The following is a 20,934-nucleotide window of genomic DNA, read 5'->3' as shown; positions in this document are numbered from 1 at the left end:
CGCGCGTCAGTCCGCGTCGAGCAAATACCGCTTCGAAATCCGATCCACCAGCCGCCCGTCACTCAGCGGCACCGCCTTATCAATCTTGTAGTCTGTGAAGCCCATCCTGCCGTAATAGGTGAGGCCGCCCACGTTGTCGGCGCGGATGGTGGCGTTGAGCGCCTTGAAGCCGATGGAACGGGCGTGGTCGCGGGTGGCCTCGAAAAGCGCCGTGCCGGCGCCTTTGACCTTGTTGCCGGGGCGGGAGAAGGTGCCGATATCGGCCCAATCCTTGGGTATTCCGTCCGAGCGCTCCAGTCCCTGGAAAGCGCAAGGCTCACCATTCTCATCCTCCGCAACGAAGCAACTGACGAAGCCGGGACCTTCGAGATAGTGTTCCGCAAAGCTTTTTGGCGTGAACGGCGTCTGATGGGCGGTGGTGCCGCCGATCCGGATGATCTCGTTGAGGAAGGCGCACAGAACAGGCGCATCGTCCCGCCGCGCCGGGCGCACATGGATCGTTTTCGTCGCATCGACCATAAGAAAAACACTCCTTGAAAAGGTCTAAAGTATTCAGTTTCCTGCACGCGGCAGCGGGCGTGCCGGGTTTCCGGCGACGGTCGCCCCGGCGGGCACATCCTTCGTCACCACCGCGCCGGCGCCGACAATCGCACCATCGCCGATGGTCACACCGCCCAGGATGATGGCGCCGCCGCCGATCCAGACATCCGCGCCGATCGTCACCGGGCGGGCGACTTCGAGGCCCTGGCCACGCAGATCCGCGTCCTTGTGGTGCTCGGCACAATAGATCTGCACGCTCGGTCCCAGCATCGTGCCCTCGCCGATCGTCACCCGACCGCTGTCGAGGATCGTGCAGCCGGCGTTGAGATAGACGCGGGCGCCGAGACTTGTGTTGATGCCGTAGGAGCAATGGAACGGTGCTTCGATGAAGACGTCATCGGCAACCGCACCGAACAGTGCACGCAAAGCCGGCGCCATGCTTCCGCGCGCGGCCGGTGACATGGTGTTGTGCTGGTGGACCGCTTCGCGTGCCGTCAGCCGAAGCGCATCGAGCTCGGCATCGAGGCACGAGTACCATTCACCTGCGGCCATCTTGTCGCGTTCGCTGGCGGTCATGCTCTTGCCTTTGCTTCCGCCGCTTCGCGCCGGGCCAGGCTTTCGGCCGGCCACATCGTCTTCATGTCGTAATAGATCTCGAAGGCTGGAGCGCCGCCTTCGAGCGACAGCCACTCCACCTTGGAGCGAGTGAAAATGTGCGCATCCGGCGGGAAGTCCGAGGGACGGTCGAGGCTCGCAATGCGGAGGAAGGAGAGCCAGCTGCGCCGGCCATAGTCGCTCCAGAGCGCCGTCTGGCATTCGGCGCAGCGATAGACGTCGTGCGGGCGGCCGCTGTCGGTGGGGAGCGTGACGACGATGGGCTCGCCCTCGGTGAGCTCGATGTTTTCGCGCTCGATGACACCGTTGACGACGAAAGCGCTGCCGACCTGGCGCTGGCAATCGCTGCAATGGCAGCAATTGACGAACATCGGCGCGGCCTTCAGCCGGTATCGGATCCTGCCGCAGAAGCAACCGCCGTTTAGTGTCTCGCTCATCTGTCCATCTCCTCCAATACCGGATCCGCGATCGCGGCGGCGCCCACACGCCGACCGATCGTCGCCACCCAGGCGCGCGCCAGCGTCAGGCCGGCAGCATCGGCTTCCCGGCCATGGCGGGCGGCGTGCTCACGATAGCGGGCAAGCCAGGTGGGATCGAGCCGGTTGATCGTATCCGGGAACGCACGGTTCCAGTCCTCGACGAGATGGGTGTCCGCCCCGAAATGAAATTGGGTGCCATAGGCGGCGCGGCCGATGCGGAAGGCCTGATGGGTGGTGACGGCGTTTTCGGCGAGATGCACGGCGCCCTCGGGCAGGGTGAAGGTATCGCCGTGCCATTGGAAGATCGGGAAGCTCTCACCGACGCTGGACAGCACCGGGTCCTCAGCGCCTTCGCCGCGCACCTGGATCTGGCACCAGCCGAACTCTTTGGCGGCGCCCAGCAGATTTTCCCCGCCATAGGCGCGCGCAAGAAGCTGGCTTCCGAGGCAGATGCCAAGCACGGAGCGTCCGCTGTCCCCGAAGGCGCGCATCAGTGCGGCGAGTTCAGGCAAATAGGGATAGGTGGCATCGTCAAGCGCGCTCTGCTCGCCGCCAAGCACGACGAGCGCATCATAACCTTCGGGCGTTGCAGGAACGGTTTCGCCCAGATAGGCGCGGTGGATCTCGATCTGCGCCTTGACCTCGCGAAGCGCCGTGCCCACCTGGCCGAGCTCGGTCTTCGCCATGTTTTCAACCACCAATACCCGCATCGTCACCTTCCCTTCGCCGTCGCGAACCGAGATTGAACACGAGCGTGGCCGCTGTTCAAGAGGCGCGATGATCCGCCCTGCGCTTTGCGCTTCCGCCACGGGCCTTGACTTCCCGGTCAAACTTTCCGACCTTTGGGGCATCATGATGTCGACGATTTCTTCCTATCACTGCTTCCGGGTGTGCCCGATCGCAGGAACCTGACCCCAGCCCGGATGCTTGCGCTCTCCGGGTAAGGGGAGCCTTTCGCGTCGGCAGAAGAAATTTTAGACGCGGCTGAACGAGCGCCGAATTCCCAGAAAATTGATTCCGAGTGCGCCCGTGGGCGCCACGGCCGAACACGGCAGGTCACATCATGGCGGCATCCCGCAAGAAACTTCCCCCCATCATCATCAATGCCGACGATCACAAGCGGCTGACGGCGCTGGCGTCCTCCGCGCTCGACCGCGTGCCCGACGTGGCCGAAGCGCTGCTCTCAGAGCTCGACCGCGCCCGCATTGGCGCGCCAGAGGCGCTGCCTGCCGACAGCGTGCAGATGGGCTCCAGCGTTGCCTTCGAGGCGGACAACGGCTTTGCCAAGCAGGTGACGCTCGTCTACCCCGGCGAGGCCGATATCGAGACCGGACGCATCTCGGTGCTGACGCCTGTTGGAGCAGCCCTGATCGGTCTTTCCGTCGGCCAGTCGATCGACTGGCAGGACCGGTCGGGCAAGGTCCACCGCATGACCATTCGCAGCGTGACGCCCCAAGCAATTCCAGGAAAAGTGTGAAACGGTTTCCATCCGGAATCGCGTATTCTCTGAAGGCAGGCCGGCGGCGTGGGCGCTACGTGCCGCCAAACGAAAACGGGGAGGCCGGTCTTCACCGCCTCCCCGTTTCCCTAGTCAACGTTCGATCGATCAGAACTGCTTGCCGAGCTTTGCGTCGACCGACTGGCTGTTAGCGCCACGGATGGCGAAGAAGAACAGGATCGCTGCCCAGAGGATGGATTTCTCCGCGCCGAAGAGACCCTCGCCCTGCACGATGCCGTGGAAGTAGACTGTGACAAGCAGAACGATCATGCCGGCGAAAGCAGCCGGGCGCGTCAGCAGGCCGATCGCGATCAGGATGCCGCCGAAGAATTCGGTCGCAGCCAGCAGCGGTGACCAGAAGACACCGGGATAAAAGCCGAGGCCTTCAACCATGCCGATCGCGCCGAAGGGATCGGTGATCTTGCCGAAGCCGTGGACCGCGAGCAGGGCACCCGCCAGAACACGCAGCAGCGTCTCGGCTGATGTATCCAGCGGCAGATAAATTTTTTCCAGCGCCGGCAGGATGGTACGCGGGCGGGAACTGGAAGCGGTGACGTCGGTCATGAATGGCCTCTCCGGCGGTTGGGGTGCGACAATTTGTGCAATGCCGCATTGTCTCGCCGCGACGGCAGCGCAAAGCAAGCTATCCCCCGATAAAAACATGACTATATTTGTTGACAATTATGTGAGCAGGACGTGAGCATCTGAGGCGGAGCGACGCAGTTGTTTCCACCTGGCGCCGCCGGTATGGTCGCCGCCCCGACACACGTCAGAGACCAGGCCGATGGATCCGAAACCGCGTATCACCATCCTCTATTGCACCCAATGCAACTGGCTGCTGCGCGCCGGCTGGATGGCACAGGAACTGCTGCAGACCTTCGGGCAATCGCTCGGCGAAGTGGCGCTCATTCCCGGCACCGGCGGCAATTTCGAGATCCGCGTCGATGACGCGCTCGTCTGGGAACGCAAGCGCGACGGCGGCTTCCCCGGTCCCAAGGAACTGAAACAGCGCATCCGCGACATCATCGATCCGGAGCGCGATCTCGGCCATACGGACAGGAGCTGATCCTGGATTTCGGAATTCTTGCCGGCGTCTTTTCCGCTGCGTTCCTGTCGGCGACGCTGCTCTTTGGCATGTCGGAGGCTGCAGTCGTTGCTGCCGCCTTGCATGGAGAAACAAGCCGCCCTGCCCTGTTCGTTGCGGCAACGCTCGGCAACGTGCTCGGCGCCGTCGTCAACTTCGCGCTGGGGCGCTTCCTGATCCGCTTCGAAGGTCGACGCTGGTTTCCGGTTTCTCCGGCAAGCCGACAGAAGGCGGAGGCGCTCTTTGCCCGCTACGGCCAGCCGGTGCTGCTGCTTTCCTGGCTGCCCGTCATCGGCGACCCGCTGACGCTGGTCGCCGGCCTGTTGCGCATGAAGCTGCCGCTATTCCTGCTGTTCGTCGCCATCGGCAAGGCGGCACGTTATGCCGTCGTCCTGTACCTGACGCCCTGACGCCAAGCAAAGCGATCAGACGTTGCGATCACGGCTCAGCTGTGAGCGAAGATATCCGTCTCGTCCCAGCCCAGCAGATCAAGCTTGGAGCGCGTAGGCAGGAAGGCAAAGCAGGCGTCGGCATGCTCCATGCGGCCGTCGCGAAGCAGGCGGGCCGTCAGCTTGTCGCGCAGCGCATGCAGGTGCAGTACATCGGAAGCCGCATATTCGAGCTGCGCCGGCGAGAGGATGTCCGCCGCCCAATCGGACGACTGCTGCTGCTTGGAAATGTCGACGTCGAGCATTTCCTTGAGATTGTCCTTGAGGCCGTGGCGGTCGGTATAGGTCCGGGTCAGCCGCGAGGCGATCTTGGTGCAGAAAACCGGCGTCGTCGTCACTCCGAACGTGTGGAAGAGCACGGCGATATCGAAGCGGCCGAAGTGGAAAATCTTCTGGCGGGCCGGATCGGCGAGCATGGCGACGAGGTTCGGCGCTTGCCTCTGGCCGGCGGCGATGCGGATGACGTCGGCGGTGCCGTCGCCCGGCGAAAGCTGTACGACACAGAGACGGTCACGGCGGGGGATGAGACCAAGCGTTTCAGTGTCGATGGCGATCGCACCGGTATAGCGCGCAGCATCGGCTGCGGAAATGTCGCCTTCATGGACCCTTATTGCATTCGCCATCGAAAATCCCCAGATCAAACGAAGTGGTGTGGCCTATAGCGCAAGTTTGGCGCCGGCGATACCGTTACCGTATCCCGCCAGACGGTCGCCCGTTCGAAAGTCCTGACAATGACGTCTTTTCGCTCCGCTCTCGCCCTTTCGGCCCTCGCGCTGACTTTGGGGCTCTCCATCGTCCCGGCAACGGCACAGACCTACCGGGACCTGCCCGGCGTGCGCCAGATGGATCCGCTGAATGGCGGCGGAGACCATACCGTCTGCGAACAGACCTTCGTCGACCGCAACTATCCGTTCGAATCGACGGCCCGCGGCGGCCCCGTCTACGACACGATCTACAATTGCCGCCGCGGTGATGGACCGGTCTTCCAGGGCAGCGACCTGCCGCCGTCGCTCTATCGCCAGAAACGCGGCCTCGGCTATTGAAGCAGGCGTGCCTCGGCGCCCGTCGCGTTGCTCGCAAGCTTGCCTCCTCGACGACCACGCCGCTTGGCAAGGCGGGGATTTCTTCCTAGCCTGACGGTACGGAAGCGGGACTGCCTCCGCCTACAGCACTTTGAATTGCTGCATGTTTTCATCCTTGAATCGGTTACGATCAAAGGAAACATGCAGTGGGAGGAACCATGCCCGATATTATGGCCAACAATCGGCCGCTTGCCATCAGCGCGCCCGCTCCACGCACGCTTGACCTGATCTTCACGCCGCAGGCGCTGAAGGACCTGCACCAGCGTTACCGGATCGTCGAAGCCGAACCGGACGATATCGCCGGGCTTAGCGACGATATCCTGTCCGAAGCGCGCTACATCATCGGCCAGCCGCCGCTCGATCATGCAACGCTCCAGCGCATGGGACAACTCCGGGCGATCCTCAATGTCGAGAGCAACCTGATCAACAACATGCCCTACGAGGTGCTGTTTGCGCGCGGCATCCATGTGGTGACCACCGGTCAGGTCTTTGCCGAACCGGTCGCCGAACTCGGCCTTGCCATGGCGCTCAACATCGCCCGCGGCATCGTCGACGCCGACCTTGCCTTCCGCGAAGGCCGTGAACTGTGGGGCGGCGACGGCAACCGATCGGCGCGGCTTCTCGCCGGCGCCGACATCGGCATCATCGGCTTCGGCGATCTCGGCAAGGCGCTGAACCGCGTGCTCTCCGGTTTCCGCGCCAGGATCCGCGTCTTCGATCCCTGGATGCCAGCCTCGATCCTGAGGGACAACGGCGTCGAGCCGGCATCGCTCGATACGGTCCTCGGCGACAGCGACTTCGTCTTCGTCGTCGCATCGGTCACCAGCGAGAACGAAGGCTTCCTCGGCGAAAAGGCCTTTGCCCGCATGCGCCCTGGCGCTGCCTTCATCCTCTTGAGCCGCGCCGGCGTCGTTGATTTCGATGCGCTGATGGCGGCGGTCGCACGCGGCCATATCGTGGCGGCCAGCGACGTCTTTCCGGAAGAGCCGCTACCGCTCGATCATCCGGTTCGCCGCCTGCCAGGTTTCCTGCGCTCCGCCCACCGCGCCGGCGCGCTCGACAGCGCCTTCAAGAAGATGGGCGACATGGTGCTCGAGGACATGGATCTGATGGACCGCAACCTGCCGCCGATGCGCTGCAAGCGGGCCGAGCGGGAAACCGTCGCGCGCATGCGCTCGAAACCGGTGACGGTGAACTGACCCAGCGATTTTTTGAGGCGGGTGTCGGCGGGGCGTGCATCCCGCCGGTTAACGTGTTTTATGGGAATCGCATTTAACTTTCCTTGCACATGCGACCATCCTTGCACGCTAAGGTCGTCGCCAGTTGATCGGTACGGAAGCAGAGAACCGCAATGGCAGACACGGCGTCCGGTGCTCGACAAGGCAGAACACGCGATGGCTGGAACAGCTCGCTGCGGTCGCTGTTCAGCCTGGTCATCGTCACCATGCTGATTGTCGTCTCGGCCACACTCGTCGGGCTCGATTATCATCGCTCGCGCAACGCCGCGATCGCCGACGCCGAGGCCAATATGCGCGGCTTCATGAACCGCCTCGTGGATCGACTGGGCGTGCTCTCGGGCGATACCTCGGCCCTCGTCAACCTCGTTTCCTCGGTCGCCAACTCCTTCCTCGTGCCGCCGCCGGAGCGCATGAACGACAAGGTGGCGGTGCTGCGCGAGGGCATCACCCGCTCGCCGCATATTGACGGGGTCTATGTCGGCTATCCCAACGGTGCTTTCTTTCAGGTGGTCGATCTCAAGCAGGTCGCCTGGCGCATGGCGCTGGACGCGCCACGTGGTGCTGCCATTGCCGTGCGCTCGATGGAAAAGGATGCGAGCGGCAAGTCTCTGCAGCGCGTGCTCTTCCTCGACAAGGACGGCACGCAGTTTTCCGAGCGGCGGCTGCCACCTACCGGCTTCGACCCGCGGACCAGGCCGTGGTATCGCGCGGCGGTCAACGGAAAGGCCGCGGTCTCGACCGGCCCTTATGAAAGTGCCACCACCGAAACGCTGGGCATGACGATCTCGCAAGCGCATCGGGGCAATCCGGAGATCGTCATCGGCGCGGACGTCATTCTCGATACGATCACCGATTTCCTGGCCCGCGAGCGGCTGACGGCCGGGTCCGTCTCCTTCATCCTCGATGCCGTCGGGCGTCCGATCATCCACTCGGACCTGGTGATGATGCGACGCATCATGGCGGCGAAGGACAAGGATAGCCCGATCGTGCAGGCCGAGAGCGATCCCTTGATCCAGAGCATCCGCCTCAATCCGCCTAAGCCCGGCAAGGCCGACTTCGTCGAGGTCGGAGACCGAACCTATCTCGTCATGGTGACGCCGCTCGAATCCGCGCTGCTTCTCTCCGGCAACCGCGCCGTGGTGGCGGCGCCGCTGGACGAACTGATGGCGGAGGCCAACCAGACGCTCGTGCAAGGGCTGGCGATTTCCGGATCGGTCGTGGCGCTCGCGGTGCTCGCTTCGCTGGTGCTTGCGCATTTGATCACCAAGGGGCTCAACCAGCTGACGGCCAGCGCCAACCGGCTGCAGGATCTCGACTTCACGACGCCCATCGACGTCTCGTCGCATGTCAGCGAGATCTCCACGCTCGGCGGGGCCATGAACCGGGCGCGAGACGCGATCTTCACCTTCGCGCTCTATGTGCCCAAGGAACTGGTGCGCAAGGGCATCGAGTCCGGTCAGTTCAGCGGACGCTCCGCCTGGCGACAGGAGGTGACGGCGCTCTTCACCGACATCTACGACTTCACCACGCTCAGCGAAAAATATCCGCCGGAAGATGTAGTGGCGATGCTGTCGGAGTATTTCGACATCTTCAGCGAGACCGTCGGAGAACACGACGGAACGATCATCCAGTTCCTCGGCGATTCGGTGTTCGCGATGTGGAACGCACCGGCGGCGGACGAAAAGCACGCAGAACATGCCTGTCGGTGCGCGCTGGCGGTCGAGGAACGCTTGCGTGTCTTCAACGAGGCGCAGCGTCAAAAGGGTCTTCCGGAGTTCCGCACCCGTTTCGGCATTCATACCGGCACCGCCGTCGTCGGCAATGTCGGCGCGAAGGAGCGACTGCAATATACGGCGATGGGCGATACGGTGAACGTCGCCTCCCGCCTGGAAGGCATGAACAAGAACTACGACACCACGATCATGGCGAGCGGCGCCGTCGTCGCCCATGCCGGCACCGCTATCCGCTTCCGGCCCCTCGGCTCGGCGCAGGCGAAGGGCCGCGCCTCTGCGTTGGAGATCTATGAGGTGCTGGGCGCAGAGCCGGCAGCCGCAGACATGCCGGCAACCAAGCCGGAAGGCACGCAAGGCGGGGAAAGCGTATAGGCGGCCTCAGTGACCAACACTGCGGCGCGATCGGGTGACCCAGCGGATACCGGCGACGACAGCAAAGGCGAGTAGCGGCCAGACGGCCCAGAACACTCCATGCCACGTCAGCACGTTGATCGTCAGGAGCACCAGCCCGGAAAGGGCCAGCACACCGATGCCGCGATCCACCCACGGGTTTGCCTTGAGCCACGCAAGGCCCGACAAAATGCCGAGCCCGAGCAATGGCCAAACGGACCAGAGCACCCCGTTCCAGGTGAGGAGGTTCAGCACGACCAGTCCTGCGGCGATGACGGCGAGCACGGGAAGAGATCCTCGCTTCGCCGCGGCGACCGCCCCGCCGCCCCCCTTTGCCTCAGCCCCTGATCGGCCGCCATTCCCGCTCGCTTGACCAGCGGAACGTCCGAAGCCTTGGATGCCGATTGCCGGGCGGGGATCGGCCGTGCCGATGCGCACGGCGTAGCTCGGAACACCACCATCGATGTTCTTCACCTCCAGCGGCCCCAGAAAATCGAACCCGACGGCGACCTTGTTGCGCACCTGGTCATAGACCGTATTCGAAATGACGATGCCACCGGCGGGTGCTGAAGCCTGCAGGCGCGCCGCGACATTGACGCCATCACCATAGAGGTCGTCGCCCTCGGCGATCACGTCGCCGAGATTGATGCCTATGCGAAACAGCATCTGCTCGTCCGAGGGGCATTTCTCGTTGCGACCGGCCAACTCGTTCTGCACGTCGATCGCCGCGCGCACGGCTTCGACGACGCTCGGAAACTCCGCGATGAGGCCATCGCCCCAGGTGTTGACGACACGGCCCTCATGCGCCTCGATGAGCCGTCCCATGGCATCGCGATAGCGCTTCAACGTGGCGAGCGTGCCCTCCTCGTCGGCACGCATCAGCCGGGTGTAGTCCTGAACATCCGCGGATAGGATAGTCGTCAGCTTGCGACGCGTCTCAGACATCGCCTCGTCCTCGCTCAGTTCCGCCGCCCCGGCGGACGATTGCATGGTGCCGCGTTCGTGCGGTCTGCACGCCACTTCGTTGCGAATAGAATATCAATGCTGCCGGTCAAAGCTTCAAGGCGCGTCGCGCGAAAATAACGGCGACGCGCAACCATATCGACGGAAAGAGCGCGCCGCGCGACAGGAAATCGCCTCGATTTGCGGGCAAACGCCAGAAACGAAAAAACCCCGGCTAACCGGGGTTTTTCAAAACCAAATCAAAGACTTGGTTGGGAATTTGGTGCCCAGAAGAGGACTCGAACCTCCACACCCTTGCGAGTACCAGCACCTGAAGCTGGCGCGTCTACCAATTCCGCCATCTGGGCGACGGGCTGGGGTGTAAAAGGCCCGAGCTGAAGTGTCAACAGGGTTTTTGAAGTTTTCGTGTCGGATTGCAAAAAACTCAGTTCGAAGCGGATTCTGCCCACCGGCGGATTGTGGATAGCCCCCTTGAGAGCAGCGCTTCGGCAGCCTCAGACGACTCCGCCTCGACGTAGCACCGCATCTCCGGCGCATTGCCCGAGGGTCGGAAATGGATGATCCGACCATCATCCAGCGTCACTCTCAGCCCATCGATGTCGCTCACCGCAGCGACGCCGCCGATCGGCGCCAGGAATTCCGCAAGATTTGCCTCGTCTCCGCGCAGATAGGCCATCAGCCGGGCGCTTGTTTCCACCGGGAAATTTTCGAGCCTATCGCTGAGCGCCACAGGCAACCGGTAGGAAGCGGCGAGCGCGGAAAGCGAAAGCTTGGCCTCAGCCGCCGCGGCCAGTGCCGCGACAATCGGCAGAAAGCTATCCCGGGTGGGTAGCGCTTCCAGCGTTGCGCCATTGATCTCAAAGGGGCTCGCGGTCAGCGTACCGCCATTGGCCTCGAAGCCGGCGACCTTCTGCGTACCCTCTTTCAGCGCCTGCTGCATGCCGGCGATCACGAAGGGCGAGCCGACGCGGGTGCGCAGGACGGAAAGCCCTTCCCTGCCCTCAAGGCCGGAATTCGACGTGACCGGAGTGACCGCAAGTCTGGCGCCGAGGAAACCGCAAGCCATCAGGCCCAGCAGGTCACCACGCAGGGGCAGCCCATTTTCGTCGGCGACGAGGGGCCGGTCGCCGTCCCCATCCGCCGACACGATCGCATCGAGGCGATGTTCGCGCGCCCAATCCTGAAGCCGCTCGATCGTCTCCGCCGAAACCGCCTCGGTATCAACAGGAATGAAGTGTTCCGAGCGCCCAAGGGCCACGACATCGGCACCAGAGTGGGTCAGCAGGTCGGCGATCAGGTCGCGGGCGACGGTGCTATGCTGGTAGACACCGACCTTGAGCCCGGACAGCGCCCCGGCCGCCAGCAATTGCCGGTTCCGTTCCATGAAGAGGGCGGCGGCCCTGGCCGCGTGGTCCTCACCGGTTCCGGCATCGGCGACCGGTGCGATCTGGTTTGCAATGCCGTCGGCGATGCGGCTGATCGCCACCTCGTCCGCCTTGTCGATCTCGCCATCCGGGCGATAAAACTTGATGCCGTTGCGATCGGCCGGAATATGGGAGCCGGTGATCATCAAGCCCGCTGCCCCGTTGGCGAGGCCGTAGAGCGCCAGTGCGGGCGTCGGCACCGTGCCGCAGTCAAAAACGCGCAGCCCCTCGCGCGACAGCGCCGCGGCGCAAACGGCCGCGATCTCCGGGCTCGAATCGCGAAAATCGCGGGCGATGAGGATGGGATCGCCAGGCTTGCTGTGCCCGGACTCCACAAGATGCCGGGCGAAGGCCGTCGCATAGCGGGCGGAGGGTTCGCCCTTCAGTTCCTCGGAGAGGCCGCGCAAACCACTGGTGCCAAACTTCAATTGCATCGTGTACCTCGCTGACGACGGGAAGGGACCGGACAAGAACCACAGTGACACGACCGACGGATAGGCGCATCGTACTGAAGAGAGCAACGGGCGGAAATCCAGTGGTTCCCGCAACCACACACAGCGTCCGGCGCCATGAATAAACCAAGAAAAACAAACGTAATACAGGCAGGGACACAAACGGAAGGCATGGCCTTCTGAAAGTGAGGATAAAATGACGGGATTTCGCAATTTCGTTATCGGCTGCAGCTTGGCCGCCACCTCCCTGATCACCCCCATCGGACCTGTCGAGGCAATGCCGATCCAGGCGCCCGATCTCCAGATCAAGGCACAGGGCGACGTCCAGAATGTGCAGTATTACCACCGGCGCTACGGCGGATATGGCGGGTACGGCTGGCGTCGCGGATGGGGTCCAGGATGGGGAGGAGGGCCTTACTACCGGCGAGGATGGGGTGGCCCATATTATGGTGGTTCGGGCCTGAGCTTCTACTTCGGCTCCGGCGGCTATTATGGCGGCGGCTACGGCAGCTACTATGGCGGTGGATACTATCCCCGTTACTATGGCGGCTACTATCCGCGTCGCTACTACGGTAACCGCTATTACGGTAATAGCTACTACGGTAATAACTACTATTATCGGGACCAGTATGTTCGCGGCGGCTCACATGTGAGCTGGTGCATGTCGCGCTACCGCTCCTACAATCCGGCGACCAACCGGTTCCTAAGCTACGGTGGTGCCTACAGGGTCTGCTACTCGCCTTACCGATAGGCGAGACTGACGCGCCGCCGCGCAAAGGCGATGCTGCCTCACGCATTTCTCCGTGCGCAATCGCGGAGCAGATGGCTTCGTCTGCCCGATCGGTCCCGATTTGTGGGAAACGTCGGTTAAGCCGGCATTAACCGCGACGACCTACCTTTTCGGAAAGCTCCACGATGCTGTCCGGGGATCATACATGCTGCTTCCGACCCAGCAATCGACCGGCACCGCAACGACCAGCCTGGTCGGCTCGATCCTCAAGGACATCGAAAAGCGGCAGGCGGAAGAAGAAGAAAAGGCCAAGGGCACCAAGGACGACAAGGTCCTGAAGGCGCAGGTCCAGTCCGACGATGCCCGTAGGGCGGCCAACGACAAGATCAACGCGCACTTCTTCGATCGCACCCAGAACGACCCCAACAGCAATCGCGCGGCTCTCGTTCGCCAAGTCGGAGCGTTCTTCGACCTCGACCGCGAGACGTTCACATCCGACGCCGCCTTCGCCAGAGCGCTCGAGAACCAGATCAAGGATCTGGATCCGAGCGATATCGCCAAGGTCGAGGAGCAGCTTGGGCTGGATAGACTCGGCCTCTCCCTCACCGAACTGGCTGAGGCACTCAAGAATCCGGGCGGGCGGGAAAACGAGACACTGAAGGCAGCGCTTGGAGAGACGAGCGGCAAGAGTTCTCAAAGCCAGGCACAGGCTGCCAAGGCGGTGGATCGGCTGAAGAGCACAGCGGAATCCGGTTCGCTCGAGGAAGCCCAAGTCGACAGCTTGCGCAGCGATCCCACGCGCAGAACCGACAAGCAGTCGCTGGTCGAACAAAACGAGCAGCTTCGTGCGCTCCAACTCAAGGACGAGATGGAAAATGTCGCCGAGCGCCGCGAAGCCGAGCTGCAAAACCTGGTCCGTTTCGACGAGAACGGCCTGTACAGCCTGACGGCGCAAAGCTTCTGATCATTTCCTCCGCACGATACCGAGCCTTGCCATGACCTCCTTGGGAATGCAGTAGCGGCGAACGGCATCGCGACTGTCACGCAGCCCGCAGATCTCGCGCTGGATGAAAAACGCCCAGACGGCATCGGCTGCTTCATCGAGAAGCCGCTCGCGCAAATCCGGGGCCGCCTCCGCCTTCAGTTCCGACAGTGCGGCAAGCGCCTTTTCCACCTTCAGCCCATGCCGGCCGAGCGCATCGGCCCGCTCGGACATGAGTTCATATTCGAGCACGTTGAAGGCGCCGGTGGTCGAGAAGGTCGGGCTCAGGGCTTTTGGGGGACGAACGCTCATCCGAAACTCCTCAGAAGTCCTGAAGATGGCGCTGTCGAAGCCCGCAGGCAAGGGCGGGCGGCTGCCGCAGCGATCGAAACTTGGTTAAGATTTCATAAACCTCTTTCACCTAGCCTCAGTGATCATGCCGATTCCCTTATCCGCGACCTGGTCGCGGCTGTCCGGCCATTGGACCCCTGCATGTTTCTTTAAAAAACATGCAGCAACTCAAAGTGCTACAGCGACCTTTGCGCGTCTCATAGACCCGCGGCGCTGTAGACGCGCATGAGGCGCCAACCCGTAAGTGACAAAGAAAACAGTTCGCACGCGAGCCGGAAATCGGTCCGTGTCCAAGCGTGCACTCGCGTTTCGTCGGTCAACGACGATTGGTCAACCTGAGGTCAAGCGAGATGGAGACCAGAATGCTGATACCCATCCAGACGGCCCGAGCCGCGGCCGCTACCGCAGAAGACACGAACACCAAAGCGCAGCAGCCGGCAGCGCTGTTGCCCGCCGGCCAACGCGGCGAAGCCATTCAAAAGATCCTGGACGCCCTGACCCGACACCTCTCGGGCCGGGAAATCCTCTCCAAGGACGCTTTGGTGCGGCTGATGGAGGATCTGGCGCGCATCCTGAAGTTCCCACCCCTGCCTCAGGAAGGCGGGCGCGATTTCGTTCGGCGCCTGGTGGCCTTCCTCGAAACGATGCCTGCATCCGATCGGCTGTTGCTCGAGCGCCAGCTCGGCGGGCGCAGCCTCGCCGTCCGGGTCGGCCTGCTTGCCGAACTGTCCGCGATCCGCAATGGCACGAGTGCCCCGAGCAGCACCGTCACTCCGATGCCCACTCAAGCGCGCGACGTCATCCTGCGTAACCCCTCTCTCCAGCCGGCAATGCCTTTCAACCCGGTTGCTGCGCGTACCCCGGTTGCCGGCGAAGTCGCGCTGCTGCAGGCGGTGCTGCGCAAGACCTTTGGGGTCGGCAACGACACCGACGCGCTCGAACCGCGGGGTGATGACCTGGACCAGGCCGGAACGACAGAGGCGCCCTCAAAAGCCCGAAACGCCGCACCGGAGCGAAGCGAAACGCGTGCGAGCACAGGCAAGCCCACGCCACAGGAAAGCACGCCGGTCGAAACCGCCGCCGCCCTGCTGGCAGGCGAAGGCGAAGTCGAGGAAGCGCCGCAAACGGCCCTCGGGCCTGAGCCTGAGGAAACCGGGCCGCCGCCCGATGGCGGGCATGCCGAAACCGAGGTCCCGGCCAGCGAGAGCACGGCGGCGCCGGCCGAAGCCGACGCGACTGCCGAAACCGCTGAGGACGCCGACCCCGATGGCACCTATGGCCCAATGCCTGATGCGGAGGAGAAGGACGCCAAGACAGCAACGGCGACCGGCCGCGGCAATCCTGAGGCCCGGCCGGTGCGGGTGCTCTTCGAGGCGATCAAGACGCTCATTCGCGACAGCGTAACCCTGCCCGGAAGCGCGGCCGGCGCCGAGACCAAGCCGGCGGCTGAGCACGCCAATGGTACCGACGCGCCGGCGCCGGTCCCGTCAAAAGAAACCGTCACACTGGTGCGCGCAAACGACGCCGCGGCGCGCCAGCGCGAGGCCCCGGACGGCGGCAACGCCCTGCCGTCCTTGCTCGACGACCAGGCCGAGGACACGAAGGCTGCCCAGCGCCTGCCTGTGGACATGCGGCCGCAGCGCGCAACCGATGAACAGACGATGCAGCAGGTCATCGCCAGGCTGGTCGAAAACGGCCTGCCGCGCGAAGCCATTCCCTTTGCCATGATCCCCTACCCGCCGGCCGCCAACGACACGGCGGAGACCGAAAATCTCAGCCACGAAATGCCTGGCGGATCGGAAGATGAAGCATCGGACGAAGAGCAGGGCGCAGAAGAAGGCGACGGCCACGATCAAGGGGATGGAGCAGAGCCAACGGACGAAGCCATGCTCGAGGGCGAGACGCCGGAAGCACCCGACGCCTATGATCTTTATCGCAGGCTCGGCGGCCTCGGCTGAGGGCGCGACCCGAGCAAGAATTCGGCCAAAGAAAAACCCGCGGAGATCGCTCTCCGCGGGTTTTTCAGTTCAGGTGTCAGGCAACGATTACTCGTTGTTCTGGCGGTTCTTCAGAGCCGCACCAAGGATGTCGCCGAGCGAAGCGCCCGAGTCGGACGAACCGAACTGAGCAACGGCTTCCTTCTCTTCAGCGATTTCCAGAGCCTTGATCGACAGCTGGATCTTGCGGTCCTTCTTGGAGAAGTTGGTGACGCGGGCGTCGACAACCTGACCAACCGAGAAACGCTCCGGACGCTGTTCGTCGCGGTCGCGCGCGAGGTCAGCGCGGCGGATGAACGAGGTGATGTCTTCGTGGTTGACGAGCTTCACTTCGATGCCACCATCGTTGATCGCGATGATTTCGGCCGAAACAACGGCGTTCTTGCGCAGTTCGCCGGAAGCAGCGGCGTCGCCGACTGCATCCTTGCCGAGCTGCTTGATGCCGAGCGAGATGCGCTCCTTGTCGACGTCGACGTCGAGAACAACGGCGCGAACAACGTCGCCCTTGTTGAACTCTTCGATGACCTGCTCGCCCGGACGGTTCCAGTCGAGGTCGGAAAGGTGCACCATGCCGTCAACATCGCCGTCGAGGCCGATGAACAGGCCGAATTCGGTCTTGTTCTTGACTTCGCCTTCGACTTCGGTGCCAGCCGGATGGCTATGCGCGAATGCCTGCCACGGGTTCTCGAGCGTCTGCTTGAGGCCGAGCGAGATGCGACGCTTGGTCGGATCGACTTCGAGAACGACAACGTCGACTTCCTGGCTCGTGGACAGGATCTTGCCGGGGTGTACGTTCTTCTTGGTCCAGGACATTTCGGAGATGTGGATCAGGCCTTCGATGCCCGGCTCCAGCTCGACGAACGCACCGTAGTCGGTGATGTTCGTGACGGTACCGGAGATCTTCTTGCCGACCGGGTACTTCGCACCGATGCCATCCCACGGATCCGACTCGAGCTGCTTCATGCCGAGCGAGATGCGGTGGGTTTCCTGGTTGATGCGGATGATCTGAACCTTGACCTGCTGGCCAATGTTCAGGATCTCCGACGGATGGTTCACGCGACGCCATGCCATGTCGGTGACATGGAGCAGACCGTCGATGCCGCCGAGGTCGACGAACGCACCGTAGTCGGTGATGTTCTTGACGACGCCTTCGACAACCTGGCCTTCTTCAAGGTTCTGAACGATTTCAGAACGCTGTTCGGCGCGGGACTCTTCCAGAACCGTACGACGCGATACGACGATGTTGCCACGGCGCTTGTCCATCTTGAGGATTTCGAAGGGCTGCGGGTTGTGCATCAGCGGGGTGACGTCGCGGATCGGACGGATGTCGACCTGCGAGCGCGGAAGGAAGGCAACGGCGCCGTCGAGATCGACGGTGAAGCCACCCTTGACCTGATTGAAGATGATGCCTTCGACGCGTTCGCCGGCTTCGAACTTCACTTCCAGGCGCATCCAGCTTTCTTCGCGGCGAGCCTTCTCGCGCGACAGAACAGCTTCGCCGAGCGCGTTTTCGATGCGCTCAACGTAGACTTCGACTTCGTCGCCGACCTTGAGCGAGCCGTCCTTGGCCTTCGCGCCGAATTCCTTCAGAGCGATGCGGCCTTCGACCTTCAGACCGACGTCGACAACGGCGACGTCCTTTTCGATGGCCGTAACGATGCCCTTGGCAACATAGCCTTCGGCGAGATCGGTCTTCGCGAAGGATTCTTCGAGAAGAGCGGCGAAATCGTCACGGGTAGGATTGGTAGCAGACATGGAATCTCCTGCATGCATCTCATTCGAGACGCACATGCGCCGGGGGCTGGTGTTGAACAGGCCTGAACCCAGTCCGCCCCATCGAAGGGGCAATCCGGCGCGTGGACGGAATTTCAGGCTATGCAAGAAGAGCGTTTCAAACGAGGGTTGTGAAAGGGCTCTTCTTCAGATCTTCTTGATCAGGGCCGCATCGATCAAAGTCTTCGCGGCCTGAAACGCCGCCTCTATACTCATTTCAGACGTATCAAGCAAGTGCGCGTCTTCGGCCGGCCGCAAAGGACTGTCGGCGCGGCCCATATCGCGCTCGTCGCGCTTCTTCACATCCTCGAATATCGCCGCATAGTCGGCCGGCTGACCGCTGCCGATGATCTCGTCGTAACGGCGTCTCGCCCGTACTTCCGGCGACGCAGTGACATAGAGTTTTACCGGCGCACCCGGGCAGACAACCGTGCCGATGTCGCGTCCGTCGAGCACCGTTCCGGGCTCGCGCAGCGAAAAGGCGCGCTGCGCCTCGACCAGTGCCCGGCGCACCGCCGGCATGACGGCGATCTTCGATGCCGCCTCGCCGATCGCGTGGGCGGAAAGCACCGACCGATCAAGCCCGGCGAGCTCGACCTCGCGCGCCATCTTCTCGGCGACCGCCTCGTCATCGAGCGGCAGCCCGCTATCCAGCAGCGCCTTGGCGGTGGCACGATAGGTCAGCCCCGTATCGAGATGATGAAAGCCGTATTCCTCGGCGATCCGGCGCGAGAGCGTGCCCTTGCCGGCCGCTGCCGGCCCGTCGATGGCGATGGTGATCATAAGTTTCCTGCAATCGATGTTGTTACTGGCCTGTAACTGAAAGCGATGCTGGCTTCCATGCTTGAACAGCGACTATCTTAATCCACACAATCAAAGAAGCATCCTCCGCCGACGAACCTGAGCGGATATCGGCCGGTTCGCCCGTCGGCTTCACGCGATCCTCGCCCCGAGCCCCGCCATCAGATCAATGTACCCCGGAAAGCTCGTCGCAATCATCGTCGAGTCATCCACCTTGACGGGGTGCTCCGCGGCAAGACCCAGGACAAGGAAGCTCATGGCGATACGGTGGTCGAGATGGGTCTTCACCACTCCGCCTGAGGCATTTCCGAGGCCCTTGCCGCCGCGGCGACCGCGCACGACGAGCGAGGATCTGCCCTCCTCGCAGTCGACACCGTTGAGCTTCAGGCCCGCGGCGATGGCGGCGAGGCGATCGGACTCCTTCACGCGCAGCTCATCGAGACCATGCATGATGGTCGCGCCTTCGGCAAAGGCGGCGGCGATGGCGAGAATGGGATACTCATCGATCATCGAGGCGGCACGCTCTTCGGGGACCGTAACGCCTTTCAGTTCGGAATGGCGTACCCTCAGATCCGCCACGTCTTCTCCGCCGACCTGCCCGATGTCGATCACCTCGATGTCGCCGCCCATCTCCTGCAAGGTCAGGATCAGCCCCGTACGGGTCGGGTTCATCAGCACGTTCCGGATGGTGATGTCAGAACCCGGAACGACGAGCGCCGCGACCAGCGGGAAAGCCGTCGAGGACGGATCGCCGGGCACATCGATCTCCTGGGCGACGAGCCTGCCGCGGCCTTCGAGCCGGATGGTGCGGACACCGGTGGCATCGGTTTCCACCGAGAGTTCGGCGCCGAATCCGCGCAGCATGCGCTCCGTGTGGTCACGGGTGATCGCCGGTTCGATGACGGTGGTGATACCGGGCGCATTGAGACCGGCGAAGAGCACCGCCGATTTCACCTGGGCGGACGCGACCGGCACGCGGTAGGTGACCGGCGTCGGCGTCTTCGGTCCGCGAAGGGTCACCGGCAGCCGGTCACCCGTAGCAGCCTCTACCTGCACGCCCATCTCACGCAAGGGATCAAGCACGCGCGCCATCGGCCGCCGGCTGAGCGAGGCATCACCGATGAAGGTCGTTTCGAAATCATAGACGCCGACGAGCCCCATGATGAGGCGGCAACCGGTGCCGGCGTTGCCGAAATCGAGCGGCGCTTCCGGCGCAAGCAACGCACCATTGCCGACGCCGTTGACGATCCAGGTGTCGCCCTCCTTGCGGATCCTGGCACCTATCGCCTGCATGGCCCGGCCGGTGGCGATCACATCCGCGCCTTGGAGCAGGCCGGTGATACGCGTTTCGCCGGCGGCAAGCCCGCCCAGCATCAGCGACCGATGCGAGATCGACTTGTCGCCGGGAATTCGGACCGTCCCCTTAAGGCCGTCTGATTTGCGGGCGGTGGCAGGGCTTTGGCCCAATCCTTGCGACATGCGGAATCCTCGAAACATGCAAGACAGTGTCGCGCGCTCAAGACGCGCCAAAGTCGCGGCGGCAGCTGAATGACTGACTGTTTTTATCCTTAGACCGGATAGGATTGAAGAAGACAATGCAACTCGTAAGGCGTCTTGCAGGCCGGCCTGCTATCGGCAGCACTCCTGCCACAACCCCTGCTGCATGCTTCCTTGAATCGCGGCGCGCGGCCATGCTTGCGCGCGCCGGAACGCCCGTGACACAGGGCCTTGCAAGTTTTGCCTTTGACAGATGCGGTCAAGATGATTATGGGGACCGGCTAATCATCATAGGCTTGATACCCTTTCCACCCGCCGGTTTTCGGCAAGAGCCGGCTCGGCCGGCCATTCAAGAGGCTTTGACAGTGGCAAAACCGGAACTTGGAACAAAGCGCATCGACCCGGAAACCGGGCGCAAATTCTACGATCTGAACCGTGATCCGATCGTTTCGCCTTACACCGGCAAGTCCTATCCGCTGAACTTCTTCGAAGAAACCTCGGTCGCCAAGGTGCTCGAGAAGGAAGAAGAAGAAGACGTCACGGAAGTCGATGCAGAGAACACCGAAGTCGAACTCGTTTCGCTCGAGGATGCCGATGATGAGGCAGCGGGCGGCGACGACCTGCCGGATCTCGGCGACGACGATGTCGAGATCGACGGTGACGACGACGACACCTTCCTCGAAGCCGACGAAGACGAAGACGACGACGACATGAGCGGCCTCATCGGCGTCTCCGACGACGAAGAAGACGTCTAAGCGCTTCAAATGACATGGGAATGCTCCCGTCCTCGGCCTATAGGGCCCGGACGGGAGAAAATCGGCCCGGACTGGAAATAAATCCACAGGCCACGCATTTT

The 20,934-nt window shown here is 62.9% G+C and carries 22 protein-coding genes and 1 tRNA gene; 10 read left to right on the top strand and 13 right to left on the bottom strand.

Annotation, left to right across the window (positions count from 1 at the left end):
- Positions 1 to 6 precede the first annotated feature (6 nt).
- From AC070A_RS09985 to AC070A_RS09970, 4 genes are read right to left on the bottom strand one after another with little or no spacing between them, the layout of a single operon-like run.
- Complete coding sequence (locus tag AC070A_RS09985) at positions 7 to 519, bottom strand: GNAT family N-acetyltransferase (RefSeq protein ID WP_057247850.1); 513 nt, start codon at positions 517 to 519, stop codon at positions 7 to 9.
- A gap of 33 nt (positions 520 to 552) precedes the next feature.
- A complete protein-coding gene (locus AC070A_RS09980; RefSeq protein ID WP_057247849.1) occupies positions 553 to 1,116 on the bottom strand; it encodes a sugar O-acetyltransferase in 564 nt (187 codons plus the stop codon).
- Positions 1,113 to 1,592 (bottom strand): GFA family protein, encoded by a 480-nt coding sequence (locus AC070A_RS09975; protein WP_057247848.1) that lies wholly within the window; start codon positions 1,590 to 1,592, stop codon positions 1,113 to 1,115. The genes AC070A_RS09980 and AC070A_RS09975 overlap by 4 nt, the downstream gene beginning before the upstream one ends.
- Positions 1,589 to 2,344, bottom strand: a complete 756-nt coding sequence (locus AC070A_RS09970) for a type 1 glutamine amidotransferase (protein ID WP_113479335.1) — start codon at positions 2,342 to 2,344, stop codon at positions 1,589 to 1,591. The genes AC070A_RS09975 and AC070A_RS09970 overlap by 4 nt, the downstream gene beginning before the upstream one ends.
- A 353-nt stretch (positions 2,345 to 2,697) precedes the next feature.
- On the opposite strand from AC070A_RS09970, the gene rnk reads away from it, so the two are divergent.
- Positions 2,698 to 3,111: a nucleoside diphosphate kinase regulator gene (gene rnk / locus AC070A_RS09965; RefSeq protein WP_057247846.1), complete on the top strand. Its 414-nt coding sequence runs from the start codon at positions 2,698 to 2,700 to the stop codon at positions 3,109 to 3,111.
- A gap of 129 nt (positions 3,112 to 3,240) precedes the next feature.
- Here the strand turns inward: rnk and AC070A_RS09960 are convergent, their stop codons facing one another.
- Entirely contained in the window at positions 3,241 to 3,696 is a 456-nt protein-coding gene (locus tag AC070A_RS09960) for a DoxX family protein (RefSeq protein WP_057247845.1), read from the bottom strand.
- A gap of 220 nt (positions 3,697 to 3,916) precedes the next feature.
- Here AC070A_RS09960 and AC070A_RS09955 point away from each other — a divergent pair, with 220 nt between their 5' ends.
- Positions 3,917 to 4,198: an Rdx family protein gene (locus AC070A_RS09955; RefSeq protein ID WP_057247844.1), complete on the top strand. Its 282-nt coding sequence runs from the start codon at positions 3,917 to 3,919 to the stop codon at positions 4,196 to 4,198.
- A 68-nt stretch (positions 4,199 to 4,266) separates the two neighbouring features.
- A complete protein-coding gene (locus tag AC070A_RS09950; RefSeq protein WP_082615689.1) occupies positions 4,267 to 4,626 on the top strand; it encodes a YqaA family protein in 360 nt (119 codons plus the stop codon).
- 35 nt (positions 4,627 to 4,661) lie between these two features.
- Here the strand turns inward: AC070A_RS09950 and AC070A_RS09945 are convergent, their stop codons facing one another.
- The gene (locus tag AC070A_RS09945; RefSeq protein WP_057248232.1) at positions 4,662 to 5,288 is read right to left on the bottom strand and encodes a ribonuclease D; all 627 of its coding nucleotides are present in this window, start codon (positions 5,286 to 5,288) and stop codon (positions 4,662 to 4,664) included.
- A gap of 108 nt (positions 5,289 to 5,396) precedes the next feature.
- Between AC070A_RS09945 and AC070A_RS09940 the strand changes: the two genes are divergently transcribed.
- From AC070A_RS09940 to AC070A_RS09930, 3 genes are all read left to right on the top strand, one after another.
- Positions 5,397 to 5,708 carry a hypothetical protein gene (locus tag AC070A_RS09940; protein WP_057247842.1) on the top strand — a complete coding sequence of 104 codons (312 nt, stop codon included), beginning with the start codon at positions 5,397 to 5,399 and terminating at the stop codon, positions 5,706 to 5,708.
- 197 nt (positions 5,709 to 5,905) lie between these two features.
- On the top strand, positions 5,906 to 6,946 hold the full coding sequence (locus AC070A_RS09935; protein WP_058324535.1) for a hydroxyacid dehydrogenase: 1,041 nt from the start codon (positions 5,906 to 5,908) through the stop codon (positions 6,944 to 6,946).
- A gap of 152 nt (positions 6,947 to 7,098) precedes the next feature.
- Positions 7,099 to 9,090 (top strand): adenylate/guanylate cyclase domain-containing protein, encoded by a 1,992-nt coding sequence (locus AC070A_RS09930; RefSeq protein WP_057247840.1) that lies wholly within the window; start codon positions 7,099 to 7,101, stop codon positions 9,088 to 9,090.
- A gap of 6 nt (positions 9,091 to 9,096) precedes the next feature.
- Here AC070A_RS09930 and AC070A_RS09925 read toward each other — a convergent pair whose 3' ends face one another.
- The 3 genes from AC070A_RS09925 to AC070A_RS09915 all read right to left on the bottom strand — a co-directional run bounded on the left by AC070A_RS09925 (position 9,097) and on the right by AC070A_RS09915 (position 11,929).
- Positions 9,097 to 10,053: an adenylate/guanylate cyclase domain-containing protein gene (locus tag AC070A_RS09925; protein ID WP_057248231.1), complete on the bottom strand. Its 957-nt coding sequence runs from the start codon at positions 10,051 to 10,053 to the stop codon at positions 9,097 to 9,099.
- Between the two features lie 278 nt (positions 10,054 to 10,331).
- Positions 10,332 to 10,418: transfer RNA gene (locus AC070A_RS09920), tRNA-Leu, on the bottom strand.
- A gap of 77 nt (positions 10,419 to 10,495) precedes the next feature.
- Complete coding sequence (locus AC070A_RS09915) at positions 10,496 to 11,929, bottom strand: phosphomannomutase (RefSeq protein ID WP_057247839.1); 1,434 nt, start codon at positions 11,927 to 11,929, stop codon at positions 10,496 to 10,498.
- A 214-nt stretch (positions 11,930 to 12,143) separates the two neighbouring features.
- Here AC070A_RS09915 and AC070A_RS09910 point away from each other — a divergent pair, with 214 nt between their 5' ends.
- Together AC070A_RS09910 and AC070A_RS09905 are read left to right on the top strand one after the other, a co-directional pair.
- The gene (locus tag AC070A_RS09910) at positions 12,144 to 12,698 is read left to right on the top strand and encodes a BA14K family protein (protein WP_057247838.1); all 555 of its coding nucleotides are present in this window, start codon (positions 12,144 to 12,146) and stop codon (positions 12,696 to 12,698) included.
- 184 nt (positions 12,699 to 12,882) lie between these two features.
- Positions 12,883 to 13,641: a hypothetical protein gene (locus AC070A_RS09905; protein WP_113479334.1), complete on the top strand. Its 759-nt coding sequence runs from the start codon at positions 12,883 to 12,885 to the stop codon at positions 13,639 to 13,641.
- Here AC070A_RS09905 and AC070A_RS09900 read toward each other — a convergent pair whose 3' ends face one another.
- Positions 13,642 to 13,971 carry a DUF6665 family protein gene (locus AC070A_RS09900; RefSeq protein ID WP_057247836.1) on the bottom strand — a complete coding sequence of 110 codons (330 nt, stop codon included), beginning with the start codon at positions 13,969 to 13,971 and terminating at the stop codon, positions 13,642 to 13,644.
- A 401-nt stretch (positions 13,972 to 14,372) separates the two neighbouring features.
- On the opposite strand from AC070A_RS09900, the gene AC070A_RS09895 reads away from it, so the two are divergent.
- Positions 14,373 to 15,968: a hypothetical protein gene (locus tag AC070A_RS09895; RefSeq protein WP_492384454.1), complete on the top strand. Its 1,596-nt coding sequence runs from the start codon at positions 14,373 to 14,375 to the stop codon at positions 15,966 to 15,968.
- A gap of 87 nt (positions 15,969 to 16,055) precedes the next feature.
- Here AC070A_RS09895 and rpsA read toward each other — a convergent pair whose 3' ends face one another.
- From rpsA to aroA, 3 genes are all read right to left on the bottom strand, one after another.
- Positions 16,056 to 17,780, bottom strand: coding sequence for a 30S ribosomal protein S1 (rpsA, locus tag AC070A_RS09890; RefSeq protein WP_082615707.1), 1,725 nt, complete (start codon positions 17,778 to 17,780; stop codon positions 16,056 to 16,058).
- A 147-nt stretch (positions 17,781 to 17,927) separates the two neighbouring features.
- Positions 17,928 to 18,563, bottom strand: coding sequence for a (d)CMP kinase (gene cmk, locus AC070A_RS09885; RefSeq protein WP_057247833.1), 636 nt, complete (start codon positions 18,561 to 18,563; stop codon positions 17,928 to 17,930).
- A gap of 150 nt (positions 18,564 to 18,713) precedes the next feature.
- Entirely contained in the window at positions 18,714 to 20,060 is a 1,347-nt protein-coding gene (gene aroA, locus AC070A_RS09880) for a 3-phosphoshikimate 1-carboxyvinyltransferase (RefSeq protein ID WP_057247832.1), read from the bottom strand.
- A gap of 383 nt (positions 20,061 to 20,443) precedes the next feature.
- Between aroA and AC070A_RS09875 the strand changes: the two genes are divergently transcribed.
- Complete coding sequence (locus AC070A_RS09875) at positions 20,444 to 20,833, top strand: TIGR02300 family protein (protein WP_057247831.1); 390 nt, start codon at positions 20,444 to 20,446, stop codon at positions 20,831 to 20,833.
- Positions 20,834 to 20,934 lie beyond the last annotated feature (101 nt).

This window comes from Ensifer sp. GW101-20A05 (genome assembly GCF_059424735.1).
Note: the sequence above shows the minus strand (reverse complement) of the source record. Positions and strands in the feature narration are given on the sequence as shown.